This is a genomic window from Actinomadura gamaensis (genome assembly GCF_042652125.1).
GTDB lineage: Bacteria > Actinomycetota > Actinomycetes > Streptosporangiales > Streptosporangiaceae > Spirillospora > Spirillospora gamaensis.
This window is the reverse complement of sequence record NZ_JBHSIT010000001.1, coordinates 490,421-505,882: the sequence shown is the minus strand read 5'-3', so window position 1 is coordinate 505,882 and position 15,462 is coordinate 490,421. Positions and strand designations below refer to the sequence as shown.

13 protein-coding genes are annotated in these 15,462 nt (G+C 72.7%); 4 read left to right on the top strand and 9 right to left on the bottom strand.

Going from position 1 to position 15,462, the window contains the following annotated elements; genetic code table 11:
• The first annotated feature begins 138 nt into the window (after positions 1–138).
• Entirely contained in the window at positions 139–381 is a 243-nt protein-coding gene (locus tag ACFPCY_RS02325) for a DUF6458 family protein (protein WP_378251863.1), read from the top strand.
• A 316-nt stretch (positions 382–697) separates the two neighbouring features.
• Here the strand turns inward: ACFPCY_RS02325 and ACFPCY_RS02320 are convergent, their stop codons facing one another.
• From ACFPCY_RS02320 to ACFPCY_RS02285, 8 genes are all read right to left on the bottom strand, one after another.
• Entirely contained in the window at positions 698–2,821 is a 2,124-nt protein-coding gene (locus tag ACFPCY_RS02320) for a putative bifunctional diguanylate cyclase/phosphodiesterase (protein WP_378251862.1), read from the bottom strand.
• Positions 2,822–3,064: 243 nt separating this feature from the next.
• On the bottom strand, positions 3,065–5,269 hold the full coding sequence (gene ligA / locus ACFPCY_RS02315) for an NAD-dependent DNA ligase LigA (protein WP_378251861.1): 2,205 nt from the start codon (positions 5,267–5,269) through the stop codon (positions 3,065–3,067).
• Positions 5,270–5,353: 84 nt separating this feature from the next.
• Positions 5,354–6,355: a methionine synthase gene (locus ACFPCY_RS02310; RefSeq protein WP_378251860.1), complete on the bottom strand. Its 1,002-nt coding sequence runs from the start codon at positions 6,353–6,355 to the stop codon at positions 5,354–5,356.
• Between the two features lie 103 nt (positions 6,356–6,458).
• Positions 6,459–7,277, bottom strand: a complete 819-nt coding sequence (locus ACFPCY_RS02305) for an LLM class F420-dependent oxidoreductase (RefSeq protein WP_378251859.1) — start codon at positions 7,275–7,277, stop codon at positions 6,459–6,461.
• 94 nt (positions 7,278–7,371) lie between these two features.
• Entirely contained in the window at positions 7,372–8,448 is a 1,077-nt protein-coding gene (mnmA, locus tag ACFPCY_RS02300) for a tRNA 2-thiouridine(34) synthase MnmA (RefSeq protein ID WP_378251858.1), read from the bottom strand.
• Between the two features lie 140 nt (positions 8,449–8,588).
• Positions 8,589–9,344: a DUF3152 domain-containing protein gene (locus ACFPCY_RS02295; RefSeq protein WP_378251857.1), complete on the bottom strand. Its 756-nt coding sequence runs from the start codon at positions 9,342–9,344 to the stop codon at positions 8,589–8,591.
• 99 nt (positions 9,345–9,443) lie between these two features.
• On the bottom strand, positions 9,444–11,027 hold the full coding sequence (locus ACFPCY_RS02290; RefSeq protein WP_378251856.1) for a multicopper oxidase family protein: 1,584 nt from the start codon (positions 11,025–11,027) through the stop codon (positions 9,444–9,446).
• Positions 11,024–11,449 carry a hypothetical protein gene (locus ACFPCY_RS02285; protein WP_378251855.1) on the bottom strand — a complete coding sequence of 142 codons (426 nt, stop codon included), beginning with the start codon at positions 11,447–11,449 and terminating at the stop codon, positions 11,024–11,026. Before ACFPCY_RS02285 ends, ACFPCY_RS02290 begins: the two co-directional genes overlap by 4 nt.
• 80 nt (positions 11,450–11,529) lie before the next feature.
• Between ACFPCY_RS02285 and ACFPCY_RS02280 the strand changes: the two genes are divergently transcribed.
• A complete protein-coding gene (locus ACFPCY_RS02280; protein ID WP_378251854.1) occupies positions 11,530–11,961 on the top strand; it encodes a MarR family winged helix-turn-helix transcriptional regulator in 432 nt (143 codons plus the stop codon).
• 107 nt (positions 11,962–12,068) lie between these two features.
• On the opposite strand, the gene ACFPCY_RS02275 is transcribed toward ACFPCY_RS02280, so the two are convergent.
• Positions 12,069–13,037 carry a hypothetical protein gene (locus ACFPCY_RS02275; protein WP_378251853.1) on the bottom strand — a complete coding sequence of 323 codons (969 nt, stop codon included), beginning with the start codon at positions 13,035–13,037 and terminating at the stop codon, positions 12,069–12,071.
• Positions 13,038–13,189: 152 nt separating this feature from the next.
• On the opposite strand from ACFPCY_RS02275, the gene ACFPCY_RS02270 reads away from it, so the two are divergent.
• Positions 13,190–14,182 (top strand): hypothetical protein, encoded by a 993-nt coding sequence (locus ACFPCY_RS02270; RefSeq protein WP_378251852.1) that lies wholly within the window; start codon positions 13,190–13,192, stop codon positions 14,180–14,182.
• 11 nt (positions 14,183–14,193) lie between these two features.
• Positions 14,194–15,273: a hypothetical protein gene (locus ACFPCY_RS02265; protein WP_378251851.1), complete on the top strand. Its 1,080-nt coding sequence runs from the start codon at positions 14,194–14,196 to the stop codon at positions 15,271–15,273.
• The last annotated feature ends 189 nt before the right edge of the window (positions 15,274–15,462 follow it).

The window sequence follows — 15,462 nt, the reverse complement described above, 5'->3', positions numbered from 1 at the left end:
CCGCGGCCCGACTCGTTTACCAGCGTGATCGGCCGCGTCCTCGCGCCCCGCCACCGGTGACGACGGTCTCAGGCCCGTTTCAACTTCGTCCGAGGGGAAGGGTGACGGCGTAACCCCCACGACGGAGAGGAGAGCGCGGTGACCGTCGGAGGCAGCCTCGCCCTGATCATCATCGGCGCCATCCTGGCCTACGCGGTCGACTACCGGTTCAGTGGCGTGGACATCCACGTGGTCGGCTTCATCCTCATGCTGGGAGGCCTGGTCGGCCTGATCATCGGCATCGTCCGGATCGTCAGCGCCCGGCGCGCCGCGCCCCTGCCGCCGCCCGCGGTCCGGGAGGAGCGGTACTACGAGGACCCGGAAGTGCGGCGGCGCTACTGACCCGCGCCGGCGGTACCGACCCGCGGCAGCACCACTGACCCGCGGCAGCACTACCGACCCGCGGCGGCGCAACCGGTACGCGGTGGTCCTCGCCGCCGCCCACGGTCGACGCGTGATGACGCGTGATGACGCGCGCTGCACGGCTGACGTTGTCCGGTCCACACCGTCCGACACCTGTCGGCCGGCGCGCGACGTTCTGGCGCCCTACGTCTGACCTCGCCGTCAGGCCTGGGGCGTCAGGCGTGTCCGGGGACCGGCCGAGTCGCCCCGCGAGGACGGGGCCGGGTCGCCCGCCAGGCCGGGGCTAAGCGAGGCGCTAGGCGAGGCGCGGGGCCGGGGGGCCGGTGAAGACGCCGTCGTCGCCGGGGAGCCCGTCGGTGTGGATGCCCCGGCGCAGGTAGGCGGTGGCGCGGACGGCGTCCAGCGGACGGGCGAAGTGCCAGCCCTGCGCGGCGTCGCAGCCCATCTCGCGCAGCAGCGCGGCGGTCTGCGCGTCCTCGACGCCCTCGGCGACCGAGCGCAGGCCGAGCGTGCCGACCAGCTCCACCACCGAGCGGACGATCACCGCGTCGTCCGGCGAGCCGGTGAGCCGCCGCACGAACGAAGAGTCGATCTTGACCTCCTCGATCGGCAGCCGCTTGAGCCGGACGAGCGAGGAGTAGCCGGTGCCGAAGTCGTCCAGGCTGAGCGCGACGCCGAGGTCGGTGAGCGCGGCGACGGTCCCCGACCCGGACGCGGGCTCCCCCGTCAGCACCCGCTCGGTGATCTCCAGCTGGAGCGCGGCGGCGGGCAGGTCGCGCGCGATCAGGCCCTCCGCGATGGTCTCGGCGAGGTCGGCGTCCAGCAGGTCGCGGCCGGACACGTTGATCGCGACCTGGACGGTCAGCCCCTCCCGCCACCACGCCTCGGCCTGCGCGAGGGCCATGTCGACGACCTCGTGCGTGATCGCGCGCATGAGGTAGGTCTGCGCGGCGACCGGCAGGAACTCGTCCGGGGCGAGGACGCCGCGCTCGGGGTGCCGCCAGCGCAGCAGCGCCTCCATGCCGACGAGCCGGCCGTCCCGTAGCGCGATCTTCGGCTGGTAGCGCAGCTCCAGCTCGCCCCGGTCGAGCGCGCGGCGCAGGTCGCCGAGCAGGCCGAGCCGGGCGGGCGAATTGCGGTCGCGGTCCGGCGAGTAGACCTCGACGCCGGTGCGGCTGCCCTTGGCGTGGTACATCGCGACGTCGGCGCGCTGGAGCAGCAGCTCGAAGTCGGGCGCGTGGTCGGGGTAGAGCGCGATGCCGACGCTGCCCGCCAGGTCGAACGACACCCCGTCCAGCCGGACCGGCTCGCTCAGCGCGGCGCGCAGGCGGGCGGCGACCTCGCGCGCGGCGGCCTCGTCCCGGACGGTCGGCAGCAGCACCGCGAACTCGTCGCCGCCGAGCCGGGCGACCAGGTCGCCGGGGCGGACGCTGTGCGTGAGGCGGTGCGCGACGAGCTGGAGCAGCCGGTCGCCGGTCGGATGCCCGAGCGTGTCGTTGACCTCCTTGAACCGGTCGAGGTCGAGGAGGAACAGGCCCGCGCGGCGCGCGCCGCCGGCCTCGCCGCGGCGCAGCGGCGACCCGCCGGGCGCCCCGCCGAGCTGGGCGATCGCCTCCTCGGTGCGGGTGATCAGCAGCTTGCGGTTCGGCAGGCCGGTGAGCCCGTCGTGCAGGGCCTGGTGCTCGCGCCGCACCGAGACCGAGGCGTTCAGGTAGACGGCGATGAACGGCAGCACGATCAGCGGGACGAACGCGGCGGACCGGTCCATGGCGATGACCATCAGCGGGGCGAGGCCGAGCAGCGCCAGGTGGACGAGGATCTGGTACGGCAGGTCCCAGCGGAGCGCCCGGACGAGCGAGATCCGCTCGTGCAGCGCGATGGCGGACCCGACCAGCGTGACGTTGCAGACGAAGTAGGCGATCCCGACCAGGGCGATGACCGGCAGGTCGCGGCCGCCCGGCACCCACGGCGAGGTCGGCGAGGGGTGGATCCCGAACGCCTGGAGCACCAGCGCGGACGCGCCGAGGCTGAGGGTGTACTGGGCGGCGTTGAACGCGATCCGGTGCGGGCTGCGGCCGCGGAAGATCCCGCAGGTGACGGCGGCGGCTGCCTGGAGCACGGCGGCCACGGGCAGCCCCGCGTAGAGCAGGGCCGCGATGCTGAACGTGGTGGAGGTCGTCGCGCCACTGGTCTCGGTGAGGCCGGGGGCGATGATCGGGCGCATCTCGCCGACCACGATGAAGGCCCCGAGGATCCAGAACACGGGGTTGGCGAGCAGGGCGTCCAGGTCGGCGCGGCCGAGCCCGGCGAGCGCCGCCGCGCCCGCCGCCGCGCCGAGCGCGATGCAGGCGGCGAAGAAGATCCACAGCGGGGAGCCCCGGCGCGGCGACGTGTTCCGCGTGTTGTTCGGGTCCTTCATCACTTCCTCGGGGGGTCCGGGAGGTCATCCCCTGGCGGCGCGGCGGGAGGGGCCCCCGGGAACCGGAGGCCGGGCCCCGGAGTCCGCCGTGATAGGTGGGAGGGTACGGCTTTCGGGCAACTTCGCGGAACCGGTTGGGTACGTACCGTTATGCCCTCCCCGGACGGACATGCTACCAGTAGGTAGTCGAAAAGTACCCTTGAGTAACTACCCGCTGGTCACCACTTCCGATGTCACCGCAGGTCAGTCCTCCGTGCGTTCGGTTACGGCCTTGGCCGCATCCGGCCCGTCGGCCAGCAGGACGCCGAAACCGTCCTCGTCCAACACCGGAACACCGAGTTTGACGGCTTTGTCGTACTTTGAGCCCGGACTGTCGCCCACGACGACGAAGCCCGTTTTCTTCGACACCGAGCCCGAGACCTTGCCGCCGAGGTTCTCGACCGCCTCCTTGGCCGAGTCGCGGCTGTAGCCCTCCAGCGAGCCGGTGATCACGACGGTCACGCCGTCCAGCGGGCGGGGACCGCTGTCGGCCCCCTCGTCGGCCATCCGCACCCCGGCGTCGGCCCACTTCGCCACGATCTCGCGGTGCCAGTCGACCTCGAACCAGTCCTTGATCGACTTGGCGATCGTCGGGCCGATGCCGTCCACCTCGGCGAGCTCCTCCTCGGTGGCACTGCGGATCGCGTCCATCGAACGGAGGGCGCGGGCCAGATCCTGCGCGGCGCGCGGGCCGACGTGCCGGATCGACAGCGCCACCAGGACGCGCCAGAGCGGCTGCTTCTTCGCCTTCTCCAGCGACTCGAAGAGCAGCTCGACGGTCTTCTTCGGCTCGCCCTCCTGGTTCGCGAAGAACGTCACGACCTTGGGCTCGCCGGTCTCCGGGTCGGTCTTGGCCGTGCCGGTCTTCTGGTCGAGCACCATGCTGCGGATCGGCAGCAGCTGCTCGACGGTCAGGTGGAACAGGTCGCCCTCGTTCCTGACGGGCGGATCCTTCGGTTCGAGGGGCTGGGTGAGCGCCGTCGCGCCGACGTAGCCGAGGGCGTCGATGTCGAGGGCCTTGCGGCTGGCCAGGTAGTAGACGCGCTCGCGCAGCTGCGCGGGGCAGAACTGGGCGTTCGGGCAGCGGATGTCGGCGTCGCCCTCCTTCTCGTACGCCAGCTCGGTGCCGCAGTCGGGGCAGTGCGTCGGCATCTCGAACTCGCGCTCCGAGCCGTCCCGCAGGCCGGTGACCGGCGCGACGATCTCGGGGATCACGTCGCCGGCCTTGCGCAGCACGACGGTGTCGCCGATCAGCACGCCCTTGCGCTTGACCTCGCCGGCGTTGTGCAGCGTCGCGCGGTCGACCGTGGACCCGGCGACCTTCACCGGCTCCATCACGCCGTACGGCGTGACGCGCCCGGTGCGGCCGACCCCGACCTTGATGTCGAGGAGCTTGGTGTTGACCTCCTCCGGCGGGTACTTCCACGCGATCGCCCAGCGTGGCGCGCGCGAGGTCGAGCCGAGCCGCCGCTGGAGCGGGAACTGGTCGACCTTCACCACCACGCCGTCGATCTCGTAGGCGGGGTCGTGCCGGTGCTCGCCGTAGTGGGCGATGTACTCGCGGACCTCGTCGAGCGTCGCGACGACCTGGACGCGGTCGCTGGTCGGCAGGCCCCACGCCTTCATCAGCGCGTACGTCTCGGCCTGCGACGTGGGGCGCTCGCCGCCCTCCCACGCACCGAAGCCGTGCACGAGCATGCTCAGCGGCCGGGACGCGGTGACGCGCGGATCCTTCTGCCGGAGCGACCCTGCGGCGGCGTTGCGCGGGTTGGCGAACGGCTCCTTGCCCTGCTCGACCTGGGTCTCGTTGACCTTCTCGAAGCCCTCGACCGGCAGGAAGACCTCGCCGCGCACCTCCAGCACCTCGGGCCAGCCCTCGCCGGACAGCCGGTCCGGGACGGCGTCGATGGTGCGGACGTTGAGGGTGATGTCCTCGCCGGTGCGGCCGTCGCCGCGGGTGGCGCCGCGCTCCAGCACGCCGTTCCGGTAGGTCAGCGCGACCGCCAGGCCGTCGATCTTGAGCTCGCAGAGGTAGGACGCCTTGCCCTCGCCGACCTCCTTGACGACCCGGTCGTTCCATTCGAGCAGCTCGTCCGCGGTCATCGCGTTGTCGAGGCTCTGCATGGGCTCCAGGTGCGCCACCGTCGCGAAGTCGGTGACGAACGGCGCGCCGACCCGCTGGGTGGGCGAGTCGGGCGTCACCAGCTCCGGGTGCTCGCCCTCCAGCGCCTGGAGCTCGCGCATCTTCGCGTCGTACTGCGCGTCGGTCAGCGTCGGCTGGTCGAGCACGTAGTACCGGTAGTTCGCGTCGTCGATCTCCTGGCTCAGCGCGGCGTGCCGCCGCCGCGCGTCCGCCGGGACCCCACTCGCCGAGCCGCCGCCTGCCGAAGTGCCGTCGCTCAAGGTCATGCCCCTATTCTTGCGCGCCCCACCGACATTTCCGGGGCCTCCCCGGGGGTGTCGCGTGATGCCCGCCGCGCGGGGCGCGACCGTCTACTCGTCGCTTTCGTGGAGCATACGGGCCGTTTCCTGACAATGCGCGAGGGCGGCGCGCGCATATCGGGGCGACGCGCCCGCGAGGCCGCACGACGGCGTCACGACCACCTGCTCGCCCCTCTGCCCGGCCGAGAACCCGAGCCTCCGCCACAGCTCCCGGACGGGCGCGGCGGTCTTCTCCAGCGACGGCAGCGGCGCGTCCGTGCCGGGGACGACGCCGAGGAAGAGCGCGACGCCCGCGTCGATCGTCTCCCCTACGGCGTCGTCGTCGCGCTTGGGGACGAGTCGCATGTCCACCGAGATGCCCTTGGCCCCGGCCCCGCGCAGCAGCCCGTAAGGGACGTCGGCGGCGCAGCAGTGCACGAGCGGGAAAACGTCGTCCACGCCCTCGAACACATCGCGGATGCCCTGTTCCGCTAGCGGGGCCTCCACCGCGCGCAAACGCGAGAGGCCGCTCGCGGTCGGGACGCGTCCGGCGAGGACGGCGGGCAGGCCCGGCTCGTCCAGCTGGAGCAGGATCTCGGCATGCGGGACGGCACGGCGCACGTCCTCGACGTGCTTCGCGACGCCCTCCCGGAGGGACGCGATCAGGTCGCGGACGGCACCGGGGTCGCGCAGCACGCGCTGGCCGTTCGGCAGCTCGATCGCGGCGGCGAGCGTCCACGGCCCGCACACCTGGATCTTGAACGGCCCGTCGTGGCCGCCGAGCAGCTCTTCCAGGAACGCGAGGTCGCGCTTGAGGTGGTCGTCCGCCCGCCGGTTGTCGCGGCCGGGCCGGTCACCGAGCCGCCAGCCGGACGGCTCGACCCGCACCGGCAGGTCCACGAGCATCCCGGCGGTGCGGCCGATCATGTCCGCGCCGACGCCGCGTGCGGGCAGTTCGGGCAGGTGCGGCAGCTCGGGCAGCTCGCCCGACACGACGCGCAGCGCCTCCGCGAAGTCGTCGCCGGGGTACGAGCCGACCGCGGTCGCGCTGCCGGGATTCCAGGGAAACGCCATGTCACGGCAGCTTAACGGGTTCACGATCACTTGACCGCCCGCACCGCGCTTCGCCGCCGCGCCTCCGGGGAGCCTTTCGCAGCGGGGCTCCCCGGGGCGTGCGTCAGAACAGCTCGGCGAGCTTGTCGAGCGTGCGGAGGGTCTCGTCCTCGGGCTGGGTGGGCAGGTCGAAGAGGACCTGGTCGGCGCCCGCCGCCTCGATCTCCGCGACGACCTCGGGCTTCGGCGGGACCGCGAACAGCGTCACCGGCAGCCGCCGTCCGGCGCGCTCGCGCAGCTCGGCGATCTGGTTCGGGAGGTCCTCGGTGCCCCGGCCGTAGATCGGCATCCAGCCGTCGCCGAACTCCACGACGCGGTCGAACGTGGTCGGTCCGGAGCCGCCGAGCAGGACGGGCGGGTGCGGGTCCTGGACGGGCTTGGGGTAGGAGAACACCGGGTCGAAGTCGACGAACTCGCCGTGGAACTCCGCCTCGTCCTTCGTCCACAGCTCCTTGAGGGCGAGGACGCGCTCGCGCAGCAGCCTCATGCGCGTGCGCGGGTCGGTGCCGTGGTTGCGCATCTCCTCGCGGTTCCAGCCGGCGCCGACGCCGAGGACGGCCCGCCCGTTCGACACGTGGTCGAGGGACGCGACCTCCTTCGCCAGCACGATCGGGTCGCGCTGGACGATGAGGGCGATGCCCGTCGCGACCGTCAGCCGCTCGGTCACGGTGGCCGCCGCCGTCAGCGCCACGAACGGGTCGTAGGTCCGGTAGTACTTGCGCGGCAGTTCCGCACCGCCCGGCCACGGCGTTTCACGCGAGACCGGGATGTGCGTGTGCTCGGCCAGGAAGAGCGCGTCGAACCCGCGCTCCTCCAGGGCCCGGCCGAGCGGGGCCGGGCCGATGCCGTCATCGGTGACGAACGTCGAGACGCCGAACTTCACGGGCTCGTTCCTCTCCCACGGGGATGATCAGGGGAGCATACGGAACGGAGCCGGACAATCCACGTCCGCCCGGCGGGTAAGCCGCGCCTTCCGGTCAGGCCGGGACGCGCGCCGTCTCGGAGATCGTCGCGGAGCCCAGCACCCGGTCGCCGACGTACAGCACCGCGGCCTGGCCCGCGGCGACGCCCCGCGCCGGACGGTCCAGCCGGATCCGGACGGCGTCGCCGGCCGGCTCGGCCGTGCAGTCGTGGACCTCGCCGTGCGCGCGGAGCTGCACCTGGCAGCCGACCGGCCCGGCGGGCGGCTCGCCCAGCCACACCGGACGCTCGGCCGTGATCTCGTGGACGTCCAGCGCCTCCCGCGGCCCGACCGTCACGGTGTTGGTCACGGGCGAGATGTCCAGCACGTACCGGGGCCTGCCGTCCGGGGCCGGACGGCCCAGCCGCAGGCCCTTGCGCTGCCCGATCGTGTACGCGTACGCGCCCTCGTGCTCGCCGAGCTCCGCGCCGTCCACGTCCACGATCGGGCCGGGCGCGGCGCCGAGCCGCTCGGCGAGGAACGACCGGGTGTCGCCGTCGGCGATGAAGCAGATGTCGTGGCTGTCGGGCTTCTTCGCGATCTGGATGCCGCGCCGCTCGGCCTCCAGCCGGATGTCGGCCTTGGTGGTGTCGCCCAGCGGGAAGATCGCGCGGGAAAGCTGCTCGGGCGTGCAGACGGCCAGCACGTAGGACTGGTCCTTGCCGGCGTCCACGGCGCGGCGCAGGACGGCGCCGTCCCAGCGGGCGTAGTGGCCGGTGCAGACCGCGTCGAAGCCGAGCGCGACGGCCCGGTCCAGCAGCGCCTGGAACTTGATCTTCTCGTTGCAGCGCAGGCACGGGTTGGGCGTGCGGCCCGCCGCGTACTCGCTGACGAAGTCCTCGATCACGTCGTTGCGGAAGCGCTCGGCCAGGTCCCAGACGTAGAACGGGATGCCGATCGCGTCGGCGGCGCGGCGCGCGTCCCGCGAGTCCTCCAGGGTGCAGCAGCCGCGCGCGCCCGTCCGGTACGACTGGGGATTGCTGGACAGGGCCATGTGCACGCCGGTGACGTCGTGCCCCATCTCGGCGGCACGGGCGGCGGCCACGGCGGAGTCGACGCCGCCCGACATGGCGGCGAGTACGCGCAGAGTCATAACCACTCCAGCCTAAGGGCCGTCCGCCACTCGTTTATTTCAGGAGCGCGCGAACTTCCGCCAACGGGCGGAGGTCGGGCGGGGAAGGGCCAGGGGTGGGGCGGAGGTCGGGCGGGGAAGGGCCACGGGTGGGGCGAGGGTCAGGCGGGGAAGGGCCAGGGGTTGGGGCGGCAGCCGTAGAGGGACTTGGTCTGCTGGACCATCACGGGGGCGCGGCGGCCGGGGCCCGGGCACTGCTCGTGGCCGTGGCCGAGCGCGTGGCCGACCTCATGGTTGATCACGTACTCGCGGTAGGCGGCCAGGTCGCCGCCGTACCAGGGGACGCCGGTCCCCCACCGGCGCGCGTTGATCACCGAGCGGACGCCCTGCCGGCAGGACAGCTCGCCGCCGGTGATCAGCGGCGCGCACAGCCGGTCGGTGAGCTCCGGGCTGGACAGCGCGACCCGGAACGCGACCGGGCCGTCGTCCACCCGGAGGAACCGCATCCGGCCGCCGTGCCCCCAGCTCCGGGGATCGTTCAGCGTCCGGTGGACGGTCTCGGCGAACTCGGTGACGTCGAAAGGCAGGCCGCGTTCGACCTCCACGGCGTACCGGACGGTCGTGCCGCGCGCGCCCGCGGGGGGCTGCTGCGTCCCCTTGGCCACGGCGTACCTTCCGCTTCCGGACTCGGGGACGCGCACGATCGGCGGCTGGGGCCGTCCGTTCACCGTGCGGGACGGCGCGGGCGTGGGCGTCCCGGCCCTCGGCTTCGCCGGCTTCGCCGCCGTTTCCGAGGAGCCGGACGGCGCGGGCTTCGGGCCCGTCCGCTCCCGGTGCGACTCGAAGCCGCATCCGGTCAGGCCCGCGACGGCCGCCGCCAGCGCCAGCGCGGCCGCCGGCAGTGTCCGTCCTCGCACGTCTCCCCCGAACCCGATCACCGAAGATGATCACCTGGGGGCAGGTCTTCCCCCGGTGATCGCCGATCAGGGTAACGTGCGAGCAAAATCCGGTGACGGTCACTCCGTGGCGAAATCCGCCATCATCGCCATGTCCTCGTGTTCGAGGTTGTGGCAGTGGAAGACGAAGTTCCCCGCGTAGTCGGTGAACCGCACCGCGACCTCGGCGGCCTCGGCGGGACGCAGGTCCATCGTGTCCTTCCAGCCGTGGTCCGACGGGCCGAGGCCGTGCCCGTTCCGCGAGACCACCTGGAAGGCGTCCAGGTGCAGGTGGATCGGGTGGTGGAAGTCGGTGACGAACCGCCACAGCTCCAACCGGCCGAGCTTCGGGCGCGCCAGCGGCCGGCCCGGCTCGTACTCGTGCCCGTTGATCCGCCAGCGTCCCGACTTCTGCTGCAGCACGAACGTCCTGCGGACGGCCGCCTTCGCGGGATCGAGCACGCGGACGCGGGACAGCCTGGCCGGGACGGCCGAGTCGTCCCGCGGCGTCCGGCCGGACGAGGCCACGTCGAACGCCATGATCTCGCGCGTCCGGCCGCTGCCCAGCAGGTTCACCAGCCGGACGCGGGTCCCCGGACGGTACCGGGCGAAGTCCACCACCACGTCGAACCGCTCGGCCGGGGCCACGTCGAGGCCCTCGTGCGCGATCGGCGCGGCGAGCAGGCCGCCGTCCGAGCCGATCTGCACCATGCCCTTGCCGCCGGGCGGCGGCGGGTCGAGCGCGATCCGGTAGTTGCGGGCGTTGGAGGCGTTCAGCAGGCGGAGCCGGTAGCGCAGCCGCTCGACCCGGTGCACCGGCCACGGCACGCCGTTGACCAGGATGACGTCCCCGAGGACGCCGTTCATGTGGGTCGCGTGGACGCCCGGCATGTGCTCCAGCGTCCGGTCGATCGACGGGTAGAGGAACGACCCGTCCGCGTCGAACGAGCGGTCGGCGATCATCAGCGGGAGGTCCCGGTCGCCGCGCGGCAGCGGCAGCCGCTCCTCCTCGTCGTCGTGGACGAGGTGGAACCCGGCCAGCCCGCGCCACACGCTCGCGCCGGTGAACCCCATGCGGTGGTCGTGGTACCAGAGCGTCGCGGCGCGCTGGTTCATCGGATAGGCGTAGTCGCGCCGTCCCATGACGGGTTTGCCGGGCATCGGGTGACCGCCCATGACCATGGTCGGCTTGCCCCCGGCGGGCAGGATCTCGTCGCCCGGATACCCGTCGGCGTCGTGCGGCGTGTGCCCGCCGTGCAGGTGGACGACCACGGGCCGGGGAAGCTCGTTGGTGTGCCGGACCACGGTCCTGCGGCCGGATTTGGACACGATCGTCGGGCCGGGGAACGTTCCGCCGTAGGTCCAGGCCGTCGTCCGCGCGCCGGGGAGGATGTCCAGCTCGGCGGCCTTCTGGGTGATCTCGTAGTAGTCGGTCGTCGCGTCCGTGCGCGTGGGGGCGAGCACGGGCGGCAGCTTCAGGGGCTGCTGGAACGCGGCGGGGAGCGGACGCTTGCTGGCGAGCAGCCTGCCGGGCGGCACGGTGCCGAGGAGCTTGGCCCCTCCGAGCGCCACGCCGCCCGCGCCGACGCCGAGGGCGACTCCCGCGCCGAGGAAACCGCGCCGCGAGATGCCCCGTCCCGACTTGGCCTTCCCGGACCCGCTCACACGTTCTCCTCGACGCGCTCGTCCCGCGCGGGGGCGGGGTCCCCGGCGGGGCCCCCGAGGCCCATGCCGAGGCGGACGAGGGTGACCGCGCCGACGAGCAGCGCCGTCCCCAGCGGGACGTGCAGGGCGAGCACCCGGCCGAACCCGAGCGTGATCTGGACGGTCTCCAGGACGACCATCGCCACCGAGGGGCCGATCAGCTTCGCCGGCCCGCCGCCCGGACGCCAGACCAGCACCGCCGCGACGATCGTCAGGAGCCCGACGGTGGCGGTGAACATCGCGTTGGCGCTGTGCAGGCTCAGCGCCTCGTAGCCGCCCGACAGGAGCTTGCCGGCCAGGACCGCCTGCAGCAGGACCATGAGGGCCTGGAGCGCGGCCGTCACCCGGAAGAGGACCACCGTCCAGCGTTTGGGACGTCGCATGGGTGTCACCAGTTTCGAGAAGGGTTACAGCAGAATCTATCTCAAGTGAAACTATCTCAGATGGTCTAGAGTGGGAAGCCGTGACTACCCCATCCGAAGGCCCGCCGGTGGGCCTGCTGCTGCGGCTGGCCCACGTCCGCGCGCGCGACCTGTTCACCGCGGCGCTCCGGCCGCTCGGCCTGAAGAGCTACCACTACGGCGCGCTGCTGGTCCTGCGCCGCGAGGGGCCGTGCAGCCAGCGGCAGCTCGCCGAGGAGATGGCCACCGACAAGTCCACGATGGTCCGGCTGCTGGACGACCTGGAGAACGCCGGACTGGTCACCCGCACGCCCGTCCCCGCCGACCGCCGCACCCACGCCATCACGCTCACCGACGAGGGCCGCGCGATGATCCGCAAGGCCGGCGCCGTCGTGGCGAAGACCCAGGAGGAGCTCCTCGAGGGCTTCTCCGACGCCGAACGCCGCACCCTTCAGGAGCTGCTCGTCCGCTTCACCGGCTACAAGGCGTCCTGAGCATCGAGCGTCGTGCCGCGTCCGCGTCCGCGTCCGCGGCCGGGGCCGGGGCCGAGGTCACACCCGTAGCGTGATCCGGCCCGGCCCCGCCGGACGGGGGCGGGTGCTCAGGTCAGGAGGCCGCCCAGGCTGCGGTTCTGGGAGACGGCGGTGTCGAAGGCGAGCGGGCAGGCGAGCGTCAGCGTCTTGAACGGCTCCGGAAGCTGGACGTGCTGCCGCAGGACGTACCGGTCGGAGCCGGTGAACGCCTGCGCGAGCAGGTCGCCGAAGCCCTCGCTCGCGCGGCGGAACAGGGCGAGCTCGTTCTCCGCGTTGTCCTTGACCCGGCCGCCCATCAGCTCGTAGTAGCCGATCTGCTGGTCGTAGGCGTCGAGCAGCTCCCACCCGCGCAGGGCGCGTTTCCGCAGGTAACCGATGGGCTGGTTCTGCGGGGTGAGCAGGTGCATCTTCGGCGTGTGCGCGAACCCGTACGGCTTGTAGAAGGAGAACAGCGGCATGCCGTCCGGGCGGATGATGCTCAGGCGGCGCTCGGCGTTGTTCTGGGTGCCCTGGTTGAGCGCGCGGAAGACCTTGCGCGCGCCGTTGACGCCCTCTTCACGGACGTACGCGGCGGGCCGTCCGTCCGCCGACCAGATCGTGTAGTTGGCCTCCACCGAGAAGAATCCCTGCGGCTGGTCGTAGACCAGGAGCGACTCGGCGTAGAGGTCGGCGGGGGCCGCCGGGGCCTGCTGGTACGCCTGCGGCGGATAGCCCGGCTGCTGGTACTGCGGCGGAGGAGCCTGCCGGCCGTATCCGGGCTGCGCGTATCCCGGCTGGGCGTAGCCCTGCGGCGGGTATCCGGGGTGGGGCGCCGGTTGAGGAGGCGCCGGCTGCGGATATCCCGGATGGGGAGGCCCCTGATGCGGATAGCCCGGCTGTGGATACCCCGGCTGGGGATGTCCCGGCTGCGGAGGCGCGGGCTGCGGCGCGTACGGCTGCGGCGGATGGCCGGGCCGCGGCGCGTAAGGGTTCGGAGGGTAGCCCTGCTGAGGCGGCGCGTACCGGGGATCCCTCGGGGGCATGGGGGGATGGCTCATGAGGCTCCTCATTACGAACATACGCACTCTAGCGGCACACAACGGCCATCAGCGGGAGCATCCACGCTCGCCCCGCGCCCCTCAGAGAATCACCTGGTCACGCGCGTCAGCTTCTGCCACAATCCCCGCAAAGATCGCAATCGGGGTGATGGTTGGACACCAACAAGACGCTGCGGCCGGTGATCGACCCGGAGCTGCCGCCGGACGTCCGCGAAGCGCTGCTGAGCTCGCCGGCGAGCCTGCGGCCGGCGAGCGCGGAAGCTCCGCCTCCGCCCCGCGCCGGGGGCCTGACCTCGGAGGACGCGGTCCGGGCCGTCCCCGTGGCGGCCGTGTGCGGTTTCCTGCCGGTCGTCGCCGCGCCCGTCCTGCTGAGGACCGCCCTCAGGCCGGCCTTCGCCTGGACGGTCGGGGCGGCCGCGCAGCTCGCGCTCGCCGCCGCCTGGTGGTCCAGCGGCTTCTGGACCTTCCTGCTGGCGGGGACGGGCCTCCAGGTCCTCTGCTACCCGGCAATCCTGTACTTCGCCGGCAGGGAGGACGAACCGGCCGAACTCGCCCGCGTCCACCACGGCCGCTACTACCTGGACGGCGACTTCGCGAACAGCGGCATGCGCAACTGGTTCGGCCTCTCCCTGCGCCGGCTGATGGAGCGGACGCAGGTCGCCGTCGCGGTCGTCCTGGAATCGGACGTCCACACCGCCGACCTGCTCGACGACGCCGCGCACACGGTCACCCTGCCGCGGCAGGAATGGGAGATCGCGCAGACCCTCGCCGAGCTGACCAGGATCGGACGGCAGCTGAAGGCCGCCGTCAGCACCGGCGGGGCGGGCCCGCGGCTCCTCGACGCCGTCAGGCCGCAGCAGGAGGCCCTCAAGGAGTCGGTCGCCGCGCTGACCCGGCGCGTCGAGGCGCTGGAACGCTACGCCGACCAGATCCGCGCGGCCGACGGCGCCTACCGCGAGTGGCGGGCGCTCCAGGCGCTGGCCGAGATCGACACCGACACGCGCGAGGTGCTCGCCCGGACCGTCCGGGACGAGCTCGCCGTGGACGAGATCGGCGACCTGGAGGACCAGTCCGGGCTCGCCGCCCTGCGCGAGAGCCTCCGCAAGGCGCGCGAGGCCGGATCGCTGCTCACCGAGCAGGTCTGAGGAGCACCGACATGAGCAAGCGGAAGACCGCGACCGCGAAACCCGAGACGCCGCTGGAGCGGCTTCCGGATTGGCTGGTGCCCCTCGGCGGTGTCCTGCTGCTCTTCCAGGCGGTCATGGGCCTCTCGGCCGTCCTGTCCGACGGTTCCTCGAAGAAGGACCATGCCCCGGCGTCCGGCGGGAAGCCGGAGCAGGTCGACGTCACCTTCCTCATCACCGGCGACCGCCGGTCCGCCGACGTCTCCTACACCGTCTCAGATCGCGAGACGAAGATGGACGCCGCGCCCCTGCCGATGCGCAAGACCGTCCGGATGCCGGAGGACGGCTACATGTCGGTGACGGTCCAGAACCGCTACCAGAACGGCCCGGGCACGGTCACCTGCACCGTCCTGGTCGGCGAACGGATCATCAGCCAGAGCTCGAAGTTCGGCATGAGCAAGGTCGCGAGCTGCTCGGGCGTCACCCCCACCGCCCCGACGGTCCGCGGCGCCAGGGTTCCCGCGCAGGGGAACGGGCTGCTGCCGGGCGAGACCCGGCTGACCCGGAACGTCCCGATCAGGCGCTACTCCGGCCCCGGCTCCCCCACCGCGGGACGGGTCGACGACGGCGACCCGCACCTGTCGTACCTCGCGCTGGGCGGCGACTGGGGACGCAGCCGCGCGGTCGATCCGCAGTTCGAGGGGCATTCGCGCAAGCAGTCCTTCGACACCGAGGCGAACTGGGAGGCCGTCGTCGCGTCCGGCTTCGTGGACGGCGACCTGGCGACCGCCGCGCGCGGGCCGAACCGGCTCCGCACGCTCGCGGGCGCCGTCCAGGACGACCGGCAGTGGTCGAACTTCCCGGACACCGCACGCGGACGCGACGTCGCGTCCCAGCCGCTCACGATCGACGGGCACAAGGCGTGGGCGGTCGTCCGCGAGATCCGGTTCACCAAGCCCGGCGTCCGCGCCAAGCTGGACCTCTCGGCGGTCGTCGTCGTGGACACCGGGCGTCCGCGCCCGTCCTACCTGTGGATCGACATCCCCGACACCCACAAGCGCCTCTGGCCGGACGTGAACACCGTGATCGACTCCCTCCGGCTCGACGACTGACCCGGCCGGGCGGAATCCACGCTTTCGTCCGCGAAGCGGCCGGTCCCTCCGGCCGAGTGCACCGGCCGGCGATCGCGCTCGTGAGGGTCGCGAGGCGCTCTGAGTGGTGGATGACGAGAGGGGCGGGGGCTCGCGTAGGGTTTGCGGGGCGGGCCCTTCCGGGCCCGGGTGTGGGTCCGAGACAGGGAA

Bases quoted from the DNA above. Each gene is read 5' to 3' on its own strand.
- ACFPCY_RS02320 (WP_378251862.1), bottom strand. From the start codon at position 2,821: ATGAAGGACCCGAACAACACGCGGAACACGTCGCCGCGCCGGGGCTCC.
- ligA (WP_378251861.1), bottom strand. From the start codon at position 5,269: ATGACCTTGAGCGACGGCACTTCGGCAGGCGGCGGCTCGGCGAGTGGG.
- ACFPCY_RS02310 (WP_378251860.1), bottom strand. From the start codon at position 6,355: ATGGCGTTTCCCTGGAATCCCGGCAGCGCGACCGCGGTCGGCTCGTAC.
- mnmA (WP_378251858.1), bottom strand. From the start codon at position 8,448: ATGACTCTGCGCGTACTCGCCGCCATGTCGGGCGGCGTCGACTCCGCC.
- ACFPCY_RS02285 (WP_378251855.1), bottom strand. From the start codon at position 11,449: ATGCGACGTCCCAAACGCTGGACGGTGGTCCTCTTCCGGGTGACGGCC.
- ACFPCY_RS02275 (WP_378251853.1), bottom strand. From the start codon at position 13,037: ATGAGCCATCCCCCCATGCCCCCGAGGGATCCCCGGTACGCGCCGCCT.
- ACFPCY_RS02265 (WP_378251851.1), top strand. From the start codon at position 14,194: ATGAGCAAGCGGAAGACCGCGACCGCGAAACCCGAGACGCCGCTGGAG.